23 protein-coding genes are annotated in these 15,957 nt (G+C 64.2%); 13 read left to right on the forward strand and 10 right to left on the reverse strand.

Features of this window, described 5'->3' with window-relative positions:
- Window positions 1–291 precede the first annotated feature (291 nt).
- From U1H99_RS28770 to U1H99_RS28785, 4 genes are all read left to right on the forward strand, one after another.
- Window positions 292–1,323: an OmpA family protein gene (locus U1H99_RS28770; RefSeq protein ID WP_323144737.1), complete on the forward strand. Its 1,032-nt coding sequence runs from the start codon at window positions 292–294 to the stop codon at window positions 1,321–1,323.
- A 98-nt stretch (window positions 1,324–1,421) separates the two neighbouring features.
- Window positions 1,422–2,441 carry a YihY/virulence factor BrkB family protein gene (locus U1H99_RS28775; protein ID WP_323144736.1) on the forward strand — a complete coding sequence of 340 codons (1,020 nt, stop codon included), beginning with the start codon at window positions 1,422–1,424 and terminating at the stop codon, window positions 2,439–2,441.
- 241 nt (window positions 2,442–2,682) lie between these two features.
- Window positions 2,683–2,898: a hypothetical protein gene (locus U1H99_RS28780; protein WP_323144735.1), complete on the forward strand. Its 216-nt coding sequence runs from the start codon at window positions 2,683–2,685 to the stop codon at window positions 2,896–2,898.
- A gap of 167 nt (window positions 2,899–3,065) precedes the next feature.
- The gene (locus U1H99_RS28785; protein ID WP_323144734.1) at window positions 3,066–3,200 is read left to right on the forward strand and encodes a hypothetical protein; all 135 of its coding nucleotides are present in this window, start codon (window positions 3,066–3,068) and stop codon (window positions 3,198–3,200) included.
- 15 nt (window positions 3,201–3,215) lie between these two features.
- Here the strand turns inward: U1H99_RS28785 and U1H99_RS28790 are convergent, their stop codons facing one another.
- The 3 genes from U1H99_RS28790 to U1H99_RS28800 form a co-directional block, all read right to left on the reverse strand.
- Entirely contained in the window at window positions 3,216–4,508 is a 1,293-nt protein-coding gene (locus U1H99_RS28790) for an AI-2E family transporter (protein ID WP_323144733.1), read from the reverse strand.
- Window positions 4,509–4,555: 47 nt separating this feature from the next.
- A complete protein-coding gene (locus U1H99_RS28795) occupies window positions 4,556–4,870 on the reverse strand; it encodes a BON domain-containing protein (RefSeq protein WP_323144732.1) in 315 nt (104 codons plus the stop codon).
- Between the two features lie 91 nt (window positions 4,871–4,961).
- Window positions 4,962–5,510, reverse strand: coding sequence for a hypothetical protein (locus U1H99_RS28800; protein ID WP_323144731.1), 549 nt, complete (start codon window positions 5,508–5,510; stop codon window positions 4,962–4,964).
- A gap of 214 nt (window positions 5,511–5,724) precedes the next feature.
- Here U1H99_RS28800 and U1H99_RS28805 point away from each other — a divergent pair, with 214 nt between their 5' ends.
- A complete protein-coding gene (locus U1H99_RS28805) occupies window positions 5,725–6,192 on the forward strand; it encodes an outer membrane lipoprotein (RefSeq protein WP_323144730.1) in 468 nt (155 codons plus the stop codon).
- Between the two features lie 91 nt (window positions 6,193–6,283).
- Window positions 6,284–6,664, forward strand: a complete 381-nt coding sequence (locus U1H99_RS28810; protein WP_323144729.1) for a hypothetical protein — start codon at window positions 6,284–6,286, stop codon at window positions 6,662–6,664.
- Between the two features lie 230 nt (window positions 6,665–6,894).
- On the opposite strand, the gene U1H99_RS28815 is transcribed toward U1H99_RS28810, so the two are convergent.
- The 6 genes from U1H99_RS28815 to U1H99_RS28840 form a co-directional block, all read right to left on the reverse strand.
- The gene (locus U1H99_RS28815; protein ID WP_323144728.1) at window positions 6,895–7,269 is read right to left on the reverse strand and encodes a hypothetical protein; all 375 of its coding nucleotides are present in this window, start codon (window positions 7,267–7,269) and stop codon (window positions 6,895–6,897) included.
- 28 nt (window positions 7,270–7,297) lie between these two features.
- On the reverse strand, window positions 7,298–7,684 hold the full coding sequence (locus tag U1H99_RS28820) for a phage holin family protein (RefSeq protein ID WP_141828811.1): 387 nt from the start codon (window positions 7,682–7,684) through the stop codon (window positions 7,298–7,300).
- Window positions 7,685–7,705: 21 nt separating this feature from the next.
- Complete coding sequence (locus U1H99_RS28825; RefSeq protein ID WP_141828810.1) at window positions 7,706–8,044, reverse strand: ElaB/YgaM/YqjD family protein; 339 nt, start codon at window positions 8,042–8,044, stop codon at window positions 7,706–7,708.
- A 44-nt stretch (window positions 8,045–8,088) separates the two neighbouring features.
- On the reverse strand, window positions 8,089–8,625 hold the full coding sequence (locus U1H99_RS28830) for a ferritin-like domain-containing protein (RefSeq protein ID WP_141828809.1): 537 nt from the start codon (window positions 8,623–8,625) through the stop codon (window positions 8,089–8,091).
- Between the two features lie 64 nt (window positions 8,626–8,689).
- A complete protein-coding gene (locus U1H99_RS28835; RefSeq protein WP_323144727.1) occupies window positions 8,690–9,613 on the reverse strand; it encodes an OmpA family protein in 924 nt (307 codons plus the stop codon).
- Window positions 9,614–9,644: 31 nt separating this feature from the next.
- A complete protein-coding gene (locus U1H99_RS28840) occupies window positions 9,645–10,043 on the reverse strand; it encodes a DUF4398 domain-containing protein (RefSeq protein ID WP_255517274.1) in 399 nt (132 codons plus the stop codon).
- 182 nt (window positions 10,044–10,225) lie between these two features.
- Here U1H99_RS28840 and U1H99_RS28845 point away from each other — a divergent pair, with 182 nt between their 5' ends.
- The 3 genes from U1H99_RS28845 (at window position 10,226) to U1H99_RS28855 (ending at window position 13,125) form a co-directional block, all read left to right on the forward strand.
- The gene (locus U1H99_RS28845) at window positions 10,226–12,295 is read left to right on the forward strand and encodes an AsmA family protein (protein WP_323144726.1); all 2,070 of its coding nucleotides are present in this window, start codon (window positions 10,226–10,228) and stop codon (window positions 12,293–12,295) included.
- A gap of 264 nt (window positions 12,296–12,559) precedes the next feature.
- Window positions 12,560–12,874 (forward strand): BON domain-containing protein, encoded by a 315-nt coding sequence (locus U1H99_RS28850; protein WP_323144725.1) that lies wholly within the window; start codon window positions 12,560–12,562, stop codon window positions 12,872–12,874.
- Window positions 12,875–12,903: 29 nt separating this feature from the next.
- Complete coding sequence (locus U1H99_RS28855; protein WP_141828806.1) at window positions 12,904–13,125, forward strand: YMGG-like glycine zipper-containing protein; 222 nt, start codon at window positions 12,904–12,906, stop codon at window positions 13,123–13,125.
- 131 nt (window positions 13,126–13,256) lie between these two features.
- Here the strand turns inward: U1H99_RS28855 and U1H99_RS28860 are convergent, their stop codons facing one another.
- The gene (locus tag U1H99_RS28860; protein ID WP_323144724.1) at window positions 13,257–13,988 is read right to left on the reverse strand and encodes a Crp/Fnr family transcriptional regulator; all 732 of its coding nucleotides are present in this window, start codon (window positions 13,986–13,988) and stop codon (window positions 13,257–13,259) included.
- Between the two features lie 213 nt (window positions 13,989–14,201).
- Between U1H99_RS28860 and U1H99_RS28865 the strand changes: the two genes are divergently transcribed.
- The 4 genes from U1H99_RS28865 to U1H99_RS30260 all read left to right on the forward strand — a co-directional run.
- Window positions 14,202–15,005 (forward strand): glycine zipper 2TM domain-containing protein, encoded by an 804-nt coding sequence (locus U1H99_RS28865; protein WP_323144723.1) that lies wholly within the window; start codon window positions 14,202–14,204, stop codon window positions 15,003–15,005.
- Window positions 15,006–15,213: 208 nt separating this feature from the next.
- Complete coding sequence (locus U1H99_RS28870) at window positions 15,214–15,432, forward strand: hypothetical protein (protein WP_323144722.1); 219 nt, start codon at window positions 15,214–15,216, stop codon at window positions 15,430–15,432.
- 91 nt (window positions 15,433–15,523) lie between these two features.
- Window positions 15,524–15,670 carry a lmo0937 family membrane protein gene (locus U1H99_RS28875; RefSeq protein ID WP_105378160.1) on the forward strand — a complete coding sequence of 49 codons (147 nt, stop codon included), beginning with the start codon at window positions 15,524–15,526 and terminating at the stop codon, window positions 15,668–15,670.
- Between the two features lie 131 nt (window positions 15,671–15,801).
- Window positions 15,802–15,957, forward strand: a 156-nt coding sequence (locus U1H99_RS30260; protein WP_510980334.1) for a YMGG-like glycine zipper-containing protein, incomplete at its 3' end; no start/stop codon positions are given.

The raw sequence follows: 15,957 nt of genomic DNA on the forward strand, positions 1-15,957 counted from the left end.
CGGTTTTATGACATCTTGCACGCTTATGTAGGCTCTATATAGGCAGATTGCTTACATATGGAGCAATATCTGACTGCAAATATGGACAAAAACACTTAATTCCGTAACATTCGGAAACACTCACTCGACAGTTTGTAACCGCTCACGTTGTAAAATTTCCACACCAGCCGTTCCTAGGTGCGCTAGCGCACGGACCTCAACGAGGAACGACTTGTAAGCTTGACATCAACATCACTGCAAGGCATGCGATGTCAGTACCTTTACAACTTATGGGAGTTACCTGTGAATAACATGAAGAAGATCGCTCTGGCTGCCGCCATCCTCTGCTCGGCCGGTTCCACGCTGGCACAAGAAGTCATCAATCCGTCGTGGTACATTGCACCGACCGTCGTCGGTATCAAGCCGGACGCGGATTTCGGCGTCGATGACAAGGACTGGGGCGGCGGGTTGAAATTCGGTAAGCCTGTGCACCCGCTGTGGGACATCCAGATCGGCGCAACCCACGCCCGTGCCAAGGATAACGGCAACGACTACCGCCAGACCCTGGTCGGTATCGACTCCCTGCTGATGCTGTCGCGCCAGAACTTCCGCCCGTTCCTGCTGCTGGGCGTCGGTGGTCAACGTGACCACATGAGCACCCCGCTGCGCCGCGCTTCGGGCTGGTCGCCATACGCGACTGCAGGCCTGGGCTTCCAGGTCGGCATCAACGACCGCCTCGCGCTGCAAGCCGACGTGCGCGCTGTGAAATCGAACCTGCGTGACGACGACAAGTACGGCTTCAACAAGTCCCTGACCAAGTACGCTTCGGTCAGCCTGAACTACGCCCTGAGCCCGGCACCGCAGCCGGTCCCGGTCGCAGCCCCGACCCCGGTCGTCGAAGCCCCGCCGCCGGTCGCTCAGCCGGAACCGGTCGCTCCGCCGCCGCCGCCGCCGGCACGTTTCGAGAAAGTCACCCTGGACGCCAACAAGACCTTCGGTTTTGACAGCGCCACCGTGATCACCCCGGCACCGCAACTGGACGAGATCGCCGCTGCCCTGCAGGCCGACACCTCGATCAGCAACGTCGACGTCACCGGCTACACCGACCGCCTGGGTTCGGACAAGTACAACCAGAAGCTGTCGGAGCGCCGCGCCAACGCCGTGCGTGACTACCTGGTCGCCAAGGGCATCGACGGCAGCCGTCTGCGCGCTTCGGGCAAAGGCAAGGCCAACCCGATCGTGACCGATTGCAAGCAGAAGAAGAAGTCGGACCTGATCGCCTGCCTGGCACCGAACCGCCGCGTGGAAGTCGAGCAGATCACCATCGAACGCCGCGTGCAGTAATTGCTGGCTTGAATTGACGGCGCCCTCCCGGGCGCCAGTCGAGTGGGCGTAGGCCCGAGAACGCGCCTTCGGGCGCGTTCGTCTTTTGGAGATGCGCTATGGAAGTAAAAAACTTTATGCCGTACATGCGCAAGCTCATCCATGTGATGCGCTGCGCCATCACGGAGTGGATAGACCATCGCGCGGCCAGCAAGGGCGCAGCCCTGGCATTCTATTCGCTGTTCTCGCTGGCACCGATCCTGGTGCTGGTGATCGCCGTGGCCGGCTTTTTTTACGGTCGCGAAGCTGCTCAAGGGCAGTTACTTAACGAATTGCGCGGCTTGGTCGGCCCGCAAGGGGCCACTACCATCCAGGCGATCCTGGCCGGCGCCCAAAACAAGGACAGCGGCCTGTTCGCGACCATCCTCGCCTCGGTCCTGCTGGTGGTCGGCGCGACCAGCGCCTTTTCGGAATTGAAGGACAGCCTGGATGAAATCTGGGGCGTGCCGCCGCCCAAGGATGCCAGCTGGTGGGACACGGTGCGCACGCGCCTGCTCTCGTTCGGCCTGATCCTGACCCTGGGCCTGCTCCTGATGACCTCGCTCGTCGTTTCCGCCGCACTGACCCTGGTCGAAAAATACCTGGGCGGGATCTGGCACTCCACCACCGTCATCCTCGGCTGGGTGGCATGGGCATTCGGCTTCCTCGTCATCGCCACCATGTTCGGCGCCATCTACAAGCTGCTGCCGCGCATCCACCTGTCGTGGCACGACGTGACCATCGGCGCGCTCGGCACCGCCGTCATGTTTACGCTGGGCAAATTCGGAATTGGACTGTATATCGGTAACAGCGGCACCGCCGACAGCTTCGGCGCGGCCGGCTCGCTGATTGCGCTGCTGCTGTGGGTATATTACTCAGCACAAATCTTCTTCCTCGGCGCAGAATTCGCACGCCAGTACGCGCTCCAGATGGGCAGCCTGAGCAAGAAAGACCGCCACACGTCCGCGGCGATGGCCACCCTGCCCGACGGCCGCCCGGAACGCCGCATCCGCGAACGCCGCAGCCCGGGCTCGCGCGACCGCCGCGGTAACACCGGCCAGGACCGGCGGCTCGGCGTGGCAGTCAGCCATACGCATTGACCGCAGCGCCTGACGGCGAGCACTCCGCGAACGGTGAAAGCCACCTTCGCGGAGTTTTTTTATTCAATCGAGGAAAAGCACGTCATTTCCTTACCTGGGCAACGTCGTCTATTTCCTGACCAGGGTGCGCCTGCCCCTGCCCTTCGCCACCTTCGCCCTCTGGTCGCTCTGGCGACCTTGACTGCCGCAGCCTGCTTGCGACCGCGAATTACGCCGGCTGCACGCCGAGGGGCGCATCGGCATGGCCAGGCGCTTCGCGAAAGACGGCGAGAGACGGCGCATCGCGGTCGAACATGCCCCGCATACGCTGGTCGGCGATGTAACGATGGTCGTGCTGTGCGCGGGCATCGGCGGGGCGCGCCTGTTCCATGTCCTGGAAAACGGCGACCTGTTCTGGCGCGATCCGCTGGTGCTGATCTCCAGCCGCTCGGGACCGAGCGTATTCGGCGGCCTGTGAGCTGATCGCTACCCCCGGCGTCTATCCGACCCCGGTCTACGAATCGGCGATGGCCCTGTCCTACTTTGGCGTGCTGTGGGCGCTGCGCAGGCATCCGTGACAGGCCGGCTGTTCTCAGGCTGTCTGCTGCTGGCCGGCATGGAGCGTCTGTTGATCGAGCAGATCCGGTGATCGAGCAGATCCGGATCAACGTCAGGTTCGCGCTCTACGGCGTGCATTCCACCCAGGCCGAATGCATTGCCGTCCTGTTCACCGCCATGGGCGCGGTCGGGATGGGCTTGCTGTGCCGCACGCTAACCTGACGGTAAATGGCAACGCTATTCGCCGAGCAGCTCCGCCACCACTTCCATCCCTTCCACGCGCTCGGCGACGACCTTGATCACCATGACCATCGGCACGCCGAGCAGCAGGCCCCACATGCCCCATAGCCAGCCCCAGAACAGCAGACTGACAAAGACGGCCGCCGGGTTCATCTTGGCGATCTTGCCGGTCATCCAGGTGGCAACCACCATGCCGACCAGGGTGGCGATCGCCATCGAGGCGCCGGCCACCAGGATTACCATGCGCACCGACTCGAACTGCAGGAAGGCGACCAGGCCGGTGGCGGTGGTGATCAGCAGCGGGCCGAAATACGGCATCACGTGGGCGACGCCGGCAAAGATGGCCCAGGCGCCGGCATTCTCGAGACCGATCAGGCGCAGCGCCACCCACATGAACAGCGCCAGCAGCACGTTGGTGACCAGCAGCATGAACATATAGTTCTGGATCGAGGTGTTGATGTCCTCGAGGATGTGCACGGTGACTTTTTTCTTGGTCAGCGAGGGGCCGGTCAGCTTGACGAGCTTACGCTTGAAGGTATTACCGGCCAGCAGCAGGAAGAACACCAGGAAGATCACCATGGTCGCCTGCGAAAGGAAGCTGGCGAGGCCGACCGAACCGGCCAGCAGCCAGTCCATGATACGGAAGTTGCTCGAGCCGGCACTGGCCGCCTGCTGGGCGGCCGCTGCCACCGCGCGCCGCTGCTGCGCCGCACGGCGCGCATCGGCGCCGGAGTTCGACGCCGCCTGCTCGATCTCGGCCGCCGCGGCCTGCATCTGCTGGATGGTCGACGGGGTGCCGTCCGAGGCTTGGGTGATCAGCTTGGTCACCTTGTGCGTCAGGGCCGGCAGTTCGTCGACGATATTGAATATTTCGCCCTGTACGCGCTGCACGGTGAGCGCCAGCCCGGCCAGGATCAGGCCGGTGACCAGGGTGGCGCCGATGGCGCGCTTGATGTGCCAGCGCTCGAGCCAGCGCACGACCGGACTGAGCGTGTAAGCGATGAAAATGCCGAGTAACAGCGGCACGAAGAAATTCTTGGCCCATTGCAGGGCGTAGACGAAGGCCACCGTGGCGATGATGCCGAGCGACAGCCCACGCGCATTGACGTGCATCGGCAGGCGCAGCCCGCCATGCTGGGCGCCCAGCGCTTCGCCGGTGGGCGCACCCGCCGGCGACAACAGGCCGGCGGCGCGTGCAGCCGCCTCCGGCTCGGGTTCCGCGGCGGTCGTCGCCGGGTCCGCCGGCTCGGTTGCCTCGGAAGATACCGGGCCTGGTTTGGCGAGCTGCATATGTCCTGCCTGATAAAAATGCCGGATCGACCGGCATTGTAGACTGCTTACTTGACGCGGATGTCGTTCTTGACCGAGTTCACGCCCTTGATGCCACGTGCGACTTCAGCGGCTTTCTGTGCATCTTGCGCCTGAGCCACGAAGCCCGACAGCTGGACGTCGCCCTTGTAGGTCTCGACGTTGATCTCGGTTGCCTTCAGGCTCGGCTCGTTGAAGATCGCGGCCTTGACTTTACCGGTGACGACGGAGTCGTCGACGTATTCGCCGGTCGATTCGCGGGTGCCGGTCGACGAGCAGCCGACGATGGTGAAGGCAACGGTAGCGGTGAAGATGGCGGTAGCGACGCGTTTGGTCATGTTCATGGTGGACTCCTTGTTGTTGATGATGTGTTGCTGGTTGAGCTCTGGTGAGCGGGTGGCGGAGCGATCCGCCCTTCGTTGAAACGATTCCTCGTTACCTGTTGAATGCCGTCCGGGCTGCCGAGACGCACTGGTCCTTGGCGGCACCGGCAAAGGCATCGCATTTCTCCATCTCGACGCGGTAGGCCGCGCTAAGCTTGTCGGCGCGCGCATCGTTGCGCGCCTCGATGGTCTTCTGGTCGGCGCGGGCGTCGGCTTCGGCCGCGACCAGCGTGACCTTGGCCTGGGCCTTGCAGACATCCTTGTCGTTGCCGGTCATGCCGGCGCAGCGTGCCTGGTCGCGCTGGTAATTGGCCGCGGCGATGCGCACGCGGGCGCGGGTAAAGGCCTTCAGCGTGTCTTCATAGCGGGCGCGGGCGGATTCCTCGGCCTGTACGCGCTGGGCCTTGGCCTCGGCGACGCAGATGTCCTTGGGATTGCCGGTGATCGCATCGCAGCGGGCACGCGCATTCTTGTAGGAGGCGCCGGCGGCATCGCGTGCCTGCTGGTAAGCCAGCTTGGCCTCGGGGGTGGCCGCACGCGCATGCCCGGCCGCCCACAACAGGGCGGCGGCCAGCAGCAAGATCATATGGGGTGTTCGCATCACGACTCCTGTTTTCGTTCTTTTCAGTCCTTGATGACGTTTTACTCTGCCGTAAGGAAGCTTTCTGTTCGGTGCCGTACACATGCATCCGAATCCCACTAGAAGCTGATAAAAGTCTATAGCCCTAGCGTATAAAGACACGGTTAGCCATCGCACAGACCCTGGTGCGACGAGTGCTTAAGCTGAACTGACATTTTTGCCAGGAGAACAAGTCATGAAAGCACCTCATACCTTGGTCGCACTCGTCGCGGCCAGCGCGATCCTCGGCGGCTGCGCCAGCAGTAATCCGCAACCCTACTACGGCAGCAACGACGGCTACCGCCACGGCTACGACAACACGGCATCGGCAGGCTACGGCACGATCGAATCGATCCAGGTGAGCAGCGGCGACGGTCGCACCGGAGGCGGCGGTGCCCTCCTCGGCGGCGTGGTCGGTGCGCTGGCGGGCAACCAGGTCGGCAGTGGCGGCGGCCGTACCGCGGCCACCGTGGCCGGCGGCGTGGCCGGGGCCGTGATCGGCAACCGGGTCGAAGCCAACCGCAATGCCGAAGGCCAGCAGATGTATCTGGTCAGGGTCCGCCTGGACAATGGCGAGTACCGCGACGTGACCCAGGACAGCGTGTATGACCTGCGCGAAGGCAACCGCGTGCGCATCGTCGACGGCCGCGTTTACCGGTACTGAGTCGCTACTGAGCCGCTAACGAAGCGCAATCCTACCCGCCGGCGCCTGCGCCGGCTTTTTCATGAGCAAACGGAAATGTGAAGGAGGCACGATGCGCACATCGATCCCGACCTTGTGTAGCCTGGCACTGGCCTGCGCCCTCGCACTGAGCGGCGCCGCCCACGCGCAAAACGACGCCGCCAAGGCGGAAAGCGAAGGTCGCCAGGCAGGCTTGAAAACATTACAGAAGGAAATCGGCGCGGCCTACGACGAAGCGAAGCGCGCCTGCGCCAGGGGACCGGCGAACGAGCGCAGTGCCTGCCTGCAGAAGGCGCGCCAGACCCGGCAGGAAGACATGAAGGCGGCACCGGCCCAGGTACAGGCCGCGGGTGGCATGGGCAGCGTGACGACGACCAGGACCACCACCGTCGGCGACACCAGCACCACCAGCGTGACGACCACGCCGGCGACCGCCGAACCCGGCGTGCGGTAAGCGCACGGGCGCCCGGGCACGCAAGCGGCAGACAAAAAGACGGCGCCCAATCGGAGATTGCGGCGCCGCTCAAGCCCCACCATATGCATTGCGGCATGGCCCCACACCTTGTCGTGCGTGTCATGCCTTGCCATAAACTGCGGCGCCGGACCGACGCATCGGCCCGGCGGCTGCGCGTACCCTGCAGCCGGAAAGAAGCTGCAAAGTGCGCGCTACGGGATCAGCATACCTCAGTATGACACTTGCTGCGCGCGTTTGCGCTGCAAATACCATCCGATCGCGCCAACCAGCAGGCCGGCGCCGAGTGCCTGCTTGCCGAGCTTGCGCTTGCGGATGAAGCTGATCGCGGTCAGCGCGTACGGCGCCAGCACCGACACACTGGTGCCGGTCGGCTTCAGCAGCGCATCGGCGCGGGTACGCAGCACCCAGGTCGCGTGGTCCAGCACTGAGTGGAACATCACTTCCGGACGGGCCGAATGCGTGATCTGGGCACGCGCGTGGGCCACGCCCGCGCGGTAGAACTCGCCGTCGCGCAGCAACGCGCGCTTGCGCTCTTCGGGAGAACCGTTGTGGCCGGGGCTGACGTGGTAGTCTTTTGCTTGCATGGGAACACTCTCCTTTTACATCAGCGCTTTACAGCAACATGTCGCGGTCGTTCCGCAGTTCCTTCATGGTTTCCGGGAAAGTCAGCTTGCCCTGTTTCAGCATCGAGATCCCCTTCATGACCAGCACGGCGGTCAGGACGACGAACACGATGAACATGACCAGCAGGATCTTCCAGCCCATTTCGTCCCAGGCCAGCGCCACGATCGTCGCAGTGCCGTAGGCCAGCGCGAACCAGGTCGCCATGACCGCCACCGCGAAGATGGCGACCAGTTCGATCAGGTGGTTGCGCACCTCGGCCATTTCGAGCGCGGCCAGTTCCGCACGCGAGACCAACAGCCCCACCACGTTCTTGGCCAGCGCGGTGATGCCACCCAGCAGGCCGGGGCTGTGCACGACGTTTTCTTGGTTATCCATGGCTGCTGCCCCCGTCCGCTATTATTTACGTCCTAATGCAACGCCGACCAGCAGGCCGACACCGGCCGCCACGGCGACGGTACGCCACGGGTTATCCTTGACATAGACATCGGCTGTCTTCGCCAGTTCCTTGCTCTTGACGACGGCTTGATCCTGGTACTTGCCAGCCTTGCCCAGCGCGGAATCCAGCAGCGCCATGCCGCGCTCGCGCAGATCGTCGGCCTTGGTGCCGGTCAGGGCAGCGGCGGCGGTCAGGAGCGACTGCGCGTCCTTGACCAGGGCTTTCACGTCGGTGTTGGCATCGTCCAGCTTGCTGTTGACGGCGGCTTCGTTGGCAGTGGCGCGGATATTGTTCAGCATGTTCTACTCCTGTTGTTGGTGGGTGGTTTGTAATCGATTCTGGTTCAGGCCAGCAGGTCGCTCATGTCGTCCGCGTGCTCTTCTTCGGTGGCAAGGATTTCCGTCAGCATCAGCTTGGTGGTCGGGTCCTTGTCGCCGATCGCCTGGATCATCTGGCGATAGGATTCGATGGCGACGCGCTCGGCGATCAGGTCGGCGCGGATCATTGCTTGCACGTCGTCGGAATCGTCGTATTCGGCGTGGCTGCGCTGGGTCAGCGTGGCCGGGTTGAAGTTCGGCGAACCGTTCAGCTGGACGATGCGCTCGGCGATACGGTCGGCGTGGTCCTGCTCCTGCTGGGCGTGCTCGAGGAACTCGGCCTTGATGTGGCCGGTGTTCGGGCCGCTGACGGTGAAGTAGTGGCGCTTGTAGCGCAGCACGCACAGCAGTTCGGTGGCAAGCGCGGCGTTCAGCATCGAGATCACGGCCTCGCGGTCGGCGGCGTAGCCGTCGGTGACCGCGCCGTCTTCGAGGTTGGCGGCGGCACGGCGGATCTCAGCGACGTCGAAGCCGTGGCCGAGGTTGGAATTCGTTTCGTTCATGATGACTCTTCCTTATTTCTTTTGCTTGGGTTAAGACGGTTCAGCGCGCGGTTCAGCGCGCAGTTCAACGTTGCGCTGCGCGCGGCGGAATCGCCGCGCCTTGGTTCGACAGCACGATTTCCACGCGGCGGTTGAGCTGGCGGTTGCCCGCCGTGTCGTTGGCGGCGACCGGGTAGGCCTCGCCGTAGCCGCGCGTGGCCACGCGTTCGCGCGGCACGCCCAGGCCGGTCAGGGCCTGCGCCACGGACGCCGCGCGGCGCTCGGACAGGTCCTTGTTATGGGCCGAGCCGCCGGTGCTGTCGGTAAATCCTTCGACCAGGACCGTGCGGTCCGGGTTCTGCGCCATGACCTCGGCCAATTTGCGCACCGTGGCGACGCCGTTCGCATTCAGTTCGGCACGGTCGGTGCCGAACAGGACGTCGCCGATGGTCACGACCATGCCGCGGTCGGTCTTCTGGGCATGCAGCTCGACCAGGATGGCTTCCAGGCGGGCCGAACGCTCGGCCAGCTGGGCGGCCTGCTGCTGCGCCGCCTGGGCCTGTGCCTGGGCATCGGCGGCCTGGGCCTGGGCGGTGGCAAGTTGGGCCTGGGCAGCAGCGGCGTCGCGCTTGGCACGTTCGGCCTCGGCGGTGCGGGCTTCCAGCTGTACGCGATCGCGTTCGCGGCTGGCGTTGGCGATCTCGGCTTCGGCGGTCTTGGCCTTCGCCACTTCCTGGGCGGTGGCGATGCGCTGCTTGGCCACGTAGGCCAGGCGGTCGATGGTGTCCAGGCTCTCGCGCTTGGCGGCGGCCTGGTTGGCGCGGTCGAGCGCGTCGGTGGCCTGGCGGAATTCGTTCGGCGCGTAGCTCGACACCTGCGGGTTGTTGTTGGCGGCGACGAAGTCGGCGCGCGCCTCGTCCAGGGTGGGCGTAGTGGTCGGCACCGAGCTGCAGGCGGCGAGGAATACGCTGCCGGCGAGCATCAGCGACTTCGTGAAATGCGCTTTCATGTGCTATCCCTTTCTATCGGTGCTGTTTTTCTTATTGCGAATTGGCGCGGTCGACTTCCTGGCGCAGCACGCGCAAGTCCTGGTTGAGTGCGTCGGCGGCGGCCGTGGCCTTGGCCGAGGCGGCCTTGCTCTGGGCCAGCTTGGCGTCGGCCTGGGCCTGCACCGCCAGCTCGCGTGCCAGCTTGTAATCCTTGGCGGCCAGCGCCTGGTTGGCACGCATCATCTTGTCGCGCGCCGCGTTGATTTCCTGCGGCGCCAGTTCCGGCGCGCCGGCCGAGACCGCGTTGTCGACGGCGTTGTGCGACACCGCGACAGCGGCCGTGGCCGGGGTCCTTTCCTCGCTGGCGCAGGCAGCCAGCGACAATACGGCGGCGGCAGCGCCGACCCGCAGCAGCACCTGCAGCGGATTCATCGATTGTTTTGGCATCATGTCCTCCTGTTCAAGCTTTCTGTGTTGGTAACGTTATAACCCTATTAATAGACGCTTTCGGTTCGCTGGCGCACATTGCCCACCGCTTACCCAGCAGTTCCCCCTCTCACGGTGTGCCACCGCACATTGACGGATAAACCTTTACGTTAATCTGCGGCTAACATCTCGTATAGAGGACAGCCATGACAGACCAGCAGACCAAGCCGGCCAGACACATGTCGCGCCCGCTGAAGATCACCCTCAGCATCGTCGGTATCCTGATCGCCCTGCCGATCATCGCCATCATCATCCTGCTCACCTTCGACTGGAACCGCGCCAAGCCCTGGCTCAACGCCAAGGTTAGCGAAGCCATCGACCGCCCCTTCGCCATCGTCGGCGACCTGACCGTGCACTGGGAGCGGCCGTCGGAGAGCATCATCCCGAACCAGCGCACCTGGCGCGACTACATCCCCTGGCCGCACCTGTATGCCAATGACGTCCACGTCGGCAACCCGGCCGGCCTGCCGCAGCGCGACATGGCCAGCGTGCGCCAGTTTTCGTTTTCCCTCAATCCATTTGCCCTCCTGAAGCACACCATCAACATCCCGGTGCTGCGCTTCGACGGCCCGCGTGTCGAGCTGCTGCGCACCGATGCAACCCACTACAACTGGGTCTACAAGCATGAAGAGAAGGAATCGAAGTGGAAGCTCGACCTCGAGCGCCTGGTGCTGTCGCGTGGCCAGGTCCACGTGCTGGATGCGATAACCAAGGCCGACGTCACGGCCGACATCGATACCCTGAACAACGATCCGACCTACGGCATCGGCTGGAAGCTGCGCGGCACCTATAACGACGTTCCGGTCGGCGGTGGCGGCAAGGCCGGCGCGGTGCTGTCGCTGCAGGACCAGGACGCGCCCTTCCCGGTCCAGGCCGACATGCATGGCGGCCCCTATCGCGTCGCGCTGGAAGGCACGGTCACGCGCCCGGCCAAGCTGTCCGGTCTCGACCTCAACCTGAAGCTGGCCGGCCCCAGCATGGCGCGCCTGTACGCCCTCACCGGCGTGGTGCTGCCGGAGACCCCGGCATTCTCGACCGAGGGCCACCTGACCGGCTCGATCGGCGAGGAAGGCAAGAGCCGCTGGACCTACGACAAGTTCAAGGGCAAGGTCGGCCAGTCCGACATCGGCGGCACCCTCAGCTTCGCGGCCCAGAAACCGCGCAACAAGCTGACCGCCACCGTGGTGTCGCACCAGCTGCGCTTCGAGGACCTGGGTCCGCTGGTCGGCGCCGACTCCAACGCCGACAAGAAGAAGCGCGGCGTGGCCGACGTCCAGCCGGAAGGCAAGGCGCTACCGGTCGAGAAATTCCACACTGAAAAATGGAAGGCGCTGGACGCCGACGTCAAGTTCTCGGCGGACCGCATCATCAAGACCGCCAACCTGCCGCTCAGCAAGCTCAACACCCACCTGGTGATGAACAACGGGGTGCTGACCCTGAACCCGCTGAACTTCAATTTCGCCGGCGGCAGCGTGACCTCGCATATCAAGCTCGACGGCAGCAGCGGCGGCAACGCCAAGGGCGACGCCATCAAGGCCACGCTCGACGCCACCGCGCGCCAGATCAAGATCAAGCAGCTGTTCCCGGCGGTCGAGAAGATCCAGCAGGCCACGGCCGGCGACATCTATGCCGAGACCAAGCTCAGCGCGACCGGCGATTCCGTCGCCGAGATGCTGGCCAAGTCGAACGGCGAAGTGAAGGGCCTGGTGAGCCAGGGCGTGGTCAGCAAGCTGCTGCTCGAAGAGGCCGGCCTGAACGTCGGCAACGTCATCATCACCAAGCTGTTCGGCGACAAGCAGGTGCAGCTGAACTGCCTGGCCTCGGACCTCGCCGTGACCAACGGCGTGGCGCAGACGCGCACCTTCGTGCTCGACACCGAGGAAGCAATCGTCGACATCGACGGCTGGGTCAACCTGAACAACGAGCAGATGAACCTGCGCGTGAAACCCGAGACCAAGGGACTGCGCCTGTTCACCCTGCGTACGCCGTTCTACGTCAAAGGCACCTTCAAGAAGCCTGACCTGTCGCTCGACAAGAAGGTGCTGGCGCTCAAGGGTGGCGCCGCGGCCGCGCTCGCAGTGATCGCGGCACCGGCCGCCGCCCTGCTGCCGCTGATCAACACTGGACCAGGCCACGACAGCCCGTGCTCCTCGCTGCTGGCCAAGGCGCGTGCCAAGCCGGAAGCGCCGCCGCCGGGCAAGACGGCCAAGCGCTGACATGTTGGACATGCGCTCGGCAAACCGTAGCGAGCAGCAGCGCTGGCGGTCGCGAAGCGCAACTGTACGGAGGTACGGTGAGCATCGCAGACCGTCAGCGCAACGCGCAGCAGGCTTGCCGTGCGTCCGAGTGTTATTTGACGTACAGAGCGGTAGTCAAAAGAGCACTATTCTGCAGTCATGGTGGTGCGGCGGGAATGTCCCGTCGCTGCCTCCGCAAGAACGAACAATAACTCGCATAAACAATAATTCAAGGACTCCATCATGAAGCATTTCGGTACCACCGCGACCCTGGCAACCGCCCTCCTGCTTGGCATGGTGACCGGCTGCGCCAGCGACGGCGGCAAGCGTGAAAGCGTTGGCCAGTACATCGACGACGCCAGCCTGACGACCAACGTCAAGGCCGCCATCCTCGCGGATTCGCGCCTGAAATCGACCGAGATCAACGTCGAAACCTATCAGGGCGTAGTCCAGCTGAGCGGCTTCGTCGGCCAGGCCAACGATGTGGCGACCGCCGCATCGGTGGCCCGTACCGTGAAGGGCGTCAAGTCGGTCAAGAACGACCTGCGTCTCAAATAAGCAGTAAAACCTCATCAAAGGAGAACATCATGAAAGCCATCAAACACATCATCGCTACCGCTTCGATCGCCACCGTCGCATTCGGCCTGACCGGCTGCGCCGGCATGTCGCAAAATGACAAGAACACCGCTGTCGGCGCTGGCGCCGGCGCCGTGATCGGTGGCGTCCTGACCGGTGGCAGCGCCGTCGGTACCGTGGGTGGCGCAGCCGTCGGCGGCGTGATCGGCAACCAGGTCAAGACCACGCACTGATCGGCCAGCCATATATCCTGCCAGCCACATTTACAAAAAGCCCCGCTAGACGCGGGGCTTTTTGTTATGGGGCTTTTGTTTTTGTTATGTGAGCAAGCGCCGGCAACGGCAGGAAAAACGGATGTGCGGGATCAGGCGAATGCCGGCGCACCGATGCTGGCGCCGGCTTCGCGCACGATTTCGTAGCAGGTGCAGGCCGCCGCCGCCAGGCCGGCGGGATCGAGGATCTCGATATTGCCGCGGCTGTAGTTGATCAGCCCGTGCTGCTGCAGCGCGCTGGCGGCCTTGGTGACGCCGACGCGGCGCACCCCGAGCGCGTGCGCCAGGAATTCATGGGTCAGGTGGAAGCGGTCGGAGTGCAGGCGGTCGCGCGTAACCAGCAGCGAACGCGCGAGCCGTGCTTCGAGCACGTGGTAACGGCTGCAGACAGCGATCTGGATCGCCTGGGCCAGCAGCGAATCGGTATAGCGGTACAGCACGCGCTGCAGCGACGGATTGCGCGCGAATTCGTCGCGCAGGTGGGCAGCGTCGATGCGGCTGGCGCTGCCGGCGCGCTGGACCACGGCGCGGACCTGGGTCACGTCGTGGCCGAGCGCGACAGTGGCGCCGAGCATGCCTTCGCGCCCCACTTGGCCGACCTCGAGCGTCATGCGCCCTTCAGCCACGGCCATCAGCGAGATCAGGCAATCGTGCGGAAAGTAGATGTGGCGAATCGGATCGCCCGGTTCGCACAGGACGGCGCCGACTTCCACCTGGACGTGGTCGAGCGCCGGCAGCATGCGGTCCAGCTCCTCCAGTGGGAGCGCGGCCAGCAGCAGATTGGCGTTGTGCTCGGCAACCACTGGTGGAGCAGGAGAATTCATCGGACCCTCACGGTTGGGCAGCAATGGCGCAGCATCAATACCAAGAACATTTTAAAAATCAAGTACATACGCCAGGCACTAAGGTTAACTAACAACTTGTTACCAGCGTACTGGCTGTGCAGGGCGAAGTATGTACGGTGACGCACGGAACCTGGTGTTGTTGACAAGGACAATCGAGGAACCGGACTGAACACCATATTTTGAGGAACCTTTATGAACCCACACCAGCCACGGCCGGCCACGCCGCGCCAGCACCCTCTCCTGATCGCCGCCGCCCTGGCGGTGATCCTGTTCTGCGCGGTGGGTACCGCCGCCATCATGGGCTGGTTGCCCGCCTCGAAAGGCAGCAGCCGCAACCAGCTCAGCGACACCGACCGCGCCGCGCTGACGGCCGGCCTGCAGCAAGAGACACAGCCGGCCTACGCCCCGCCGCCACCGGCGCTGGCAGCCCCGCAAGCGATGCCGCCGCAGCCGTTAGCGCCGGCAACTGGCGTGCCGGTGCAGGCACTGGCCGCCGCGCCGGCAGCGCCGGCCTACCCTGCCGGCAGCGTCCAGTACGGCGCCAGCGGCAGCCAGGGCGCGACCGTGTCGGGCGCCGCCACGGCCTACCCGTCAGCGCCCGCCGAACCGGTGCGTGAGGCCACGCCCGTACGCACGGCCGAGGCCGATACCGGCGCACGCTGGTGTGGCACCTGCGGCAACGTCGAGTCGGTGCGCACCATCAGCACGCGTGCGCGCGCCAGCGGCGTCGGCGCAGCCGGCGGCGCGATCCTGGGCGGCCTGCTCGGCAATCAGGTCGGCGGCGGGCACGGACGGCAGCTGGCCACGGTTGCCGGTGCAGTCGGCGGCGCCGTGGTCGGCAACCAGGTCGAAGGCAACATGAAGGCGACCCAGAGCTTCGAGATCCGGGTGCGCCTGGATGACGGCACCCTGCGTACCTTCCACCAGCAGAGCGCCCCGCGCTGGCGCAACGGCGACCGCGTGCGCATCGTGAAGGGTTCGCTGCGCGCGGCCTGAGCCGTCATGCATCCTCTGGAATAGGCGTATTCCGGCCCTTTCGGCGTTGCGGGAAGCGGCCTCCAACACCTGGAAAAACGATTTGCCTTGCGGCAAATCGTTTTCTTTTTCGCAATGTGTGCCAGCGCACGGACCTGTTTTTAATTGCATATAAGAATCCTTTCACGTCGAAAGACAATGACGGATACCAACGGAAAGGAAGCACATCATGAACAGCCTTGCATGGATCGGTATCATCCTTTGGGGACTTTTATTGACGGGTTTTGGCCTGGCAAGCGCGCCTCAGGCCGGCGGCGAGCTCGCGCCCCAGGATGTCATCTTCCTGATCGGCGGCGGCCTGCTGACTTGCCTCATCGGTTGCGTCGGCCTGATGGGCTTCATGGGCTGGATCCCGGGATTGCGAAAAGAACAAAAAAATCTGGCGTAATGTACGGCATCGAACGGAGCGTAGCCAGCAATGATCGGATACTGATTTCACGGCACACGCAGCGCCGGTTCAATCAAAAGAGGACACTATCATGCTCTACACTATCGCCGTCATTCTCATCATCCTGTGGCTGCTCGGTCTGGTCACTTCGTACACCGTCGGTGGTTTCATCCACATCCTGCTGGTCGTCGCCGTCATCATGATCCTGGTGCGCCTGATCAGTGGCCGAGGCATCTAGCCTGAGGCATCTAGCCCGACTCATTACGCCAGGCATCCGCCTGACCCGCATTACCTGCGATCCGTTTCGCGATCACGGCTCCCTAACGAGAGTGTGACCACGAAACGGATGTTTTTTTTGGGAGAACGACGATGAACATCACTTTCATCCGGTCGACGCTGTGCGCGACCGCTTTCGCCGTGGCCGCCTCCGGCTGCGCAGACATGAACGCCACCCAGCGCGGCACCGCAACCGGCGCCGGCGTCGGTGCCGGACTGGGCGCCCTGCTCGGCGCCACCACGGGCGGC

Origin of the sequence: Massilia phyllosphaerae (assembly GCF_034659755.1) — a bacterium.
GTDB lineage: Bacteria > Pseudomonadota > Gammaproteobacteria > Burkholderiales > Burkholderiaceae_D > Telluria > Telluria phyllosphaerae.

What these genes read in the sequence shown, in the direction of transcription:
- U1H99_RS28815 (WP_323144728.1), bottom strand. Translation starts at nt 7,269, where the DNA reads ATGCAAGCAAAAGACTACCACGTCAGCCCCGGCCACAACGGTTCTCCC.
- U1H99_RS28770 (WP_323144737.1), top strand. Translation starts at nt 292, where the DNA reads ATGAAGAAGATCGCTCTGGCTGCCGCCATCCTCTGCTCGGCCGGTTCC.
- U1H99_RS28805 (WP_323144730.1), top strand. Translation starts at nt 5,725, where the DNA reads ATGAAAGCACCTCATACCTTGGTCGCACTCGTCGCGGCCAGCGCGATC.
- U1H99_RS28800 (WP_323144731.1), bottom strand. Translation starts at nt 5,510, where the DNA reads ATGCGAACACCCCATATGATCTTGCTGCTGGCCGCCGCCCTGTTGTGG.
- U1H99_RS28870 (WP_323144722.1), top strand. Translation starts at nt 15,214, where the DNA reads ATGAACAGCCTTGCATGGATCGGTATCATCCTTTGGGGACTTTTATTG.
- U1H99_RS28865 (WP_323144723.1), top strand. Translation starts at nt 14,202, where the DNA reads ATGAACCCACACCAGCCACGGCCGGCCACGCCGCGCCAGCACCCTCTC.
- U1H99_RS28875 (WP_105378160.1), top strand. Translation starts at nt 15,524, where the DNA reads ATGCTCTACACTATCGCCGTCATTCTCATCATCCTGTGGCTGCTCGGT.
- U1H99_RS28835 (WP_323144727.1), bottom strand. Translation starts at nt 9,613, where the DNA reads ATGAAAGCGCATTTCACGAAGTCGCTGATGCTCGCCGGCAGCGTATTC.
- U1H99_RS28855 (WP_141828806.1), top strand. Translation starts at nt 12,904, where the DNA reads ATGAAAGCCATCAAACACATCATCGCTACCGCTTCGATCGCCACCGTC.
- U1H99_RS28775 (WP_323144736.1), top strand. Translation starts at nt 1,422, where the DNA reads ATGGAAGTAAAAAACTTTATGCCGTACATGCGCAAGCTCATCCATGTG.
- U1H99_RS28840 (WP_255517274.1), bottom strand. Translation starts at nt 10,043, where the DNA reads ATGATGCCAAAACAATCGATGAATCCGCTGCAGGTGCTGCTGCGGGTC.
- U1H99_RS28790 (WP_323144733.1), bottom strand. Translation starts at nt 4,508, where the DNA reads ATGCAGCTCGCCAAACCAGGCCCGGTATCTTCCGAGGCAACCGAGCCG.
- U1H99_RS28820 (WP_141828811.1), bottom strand. Translation starts at nt 7,684, where the DNA reads ATGGATAACCAAGAAAACGTCGTGCACAGCCCCGGCCTGCTGGGTGGC.
- U1H99_RS28830 (WP_141828809.1), bottom strand. Translation starts at nt 8,625, where the DNA reads ATGAACGAAACGAATTCCAACCTCGGCCACGGCTTCGACGTCGCTGAG.
- U1H99_RS28780 (WP_323144735.1), top strand. Translation starts at nt 2,683, where the DNA reads ATGGCCAGGCGCTTCGCGAAAGACGGCGAGAGACGGCGCATCGCGGTC.
- U1H99_RS28860 (WP_323144724.1), bottom strand. Translation starts at nt 13,988, where the DNA reads ATGAATTCTCCTGCTCCACCAGTGGTTGCCGAGCACAACGCCAATCTG.
- U1H99_RS28845 (WP_323144726.1), top strand. Translation starts at nt 10,226, where the DNA reads ATGACAGACCAGCAGACCAAGCCGGCCAGACACATGTCGCGCCCGCTG.
- U1H99_RS28825 (WP_141828810.1), bottom strand. Translation starts at nt 8,044, where the DNA reads ATGCTGAACAATATCCGCGCCACTGCCAACGAAGCCGCCGTCAACAGC.
- U1H99_RS28850 (WP_323144725.1), top strand. Translation starts at nt 12,560, where the DNA reads ATGAAGCATTTCGGTACCACCGCGACCCTGGCAACCGCCCTCCTGCTT.
- U1H99_RS28810 (WP_323144729.1), top strand. Translation starts at nt 6,284, where the DNA reads ATGCGCACATCGATCCCGACCTTGTGTAGCCTGGCACTGGCCTGCGCC.
- U1H99_RS28795 (WP_323144732.1), bottom strand. Translation starts at nt 4,870, where the DNA reads ATGAACATGACCAAACGCGTCGCTACCGCCATCTTCACCGCTACCGTT.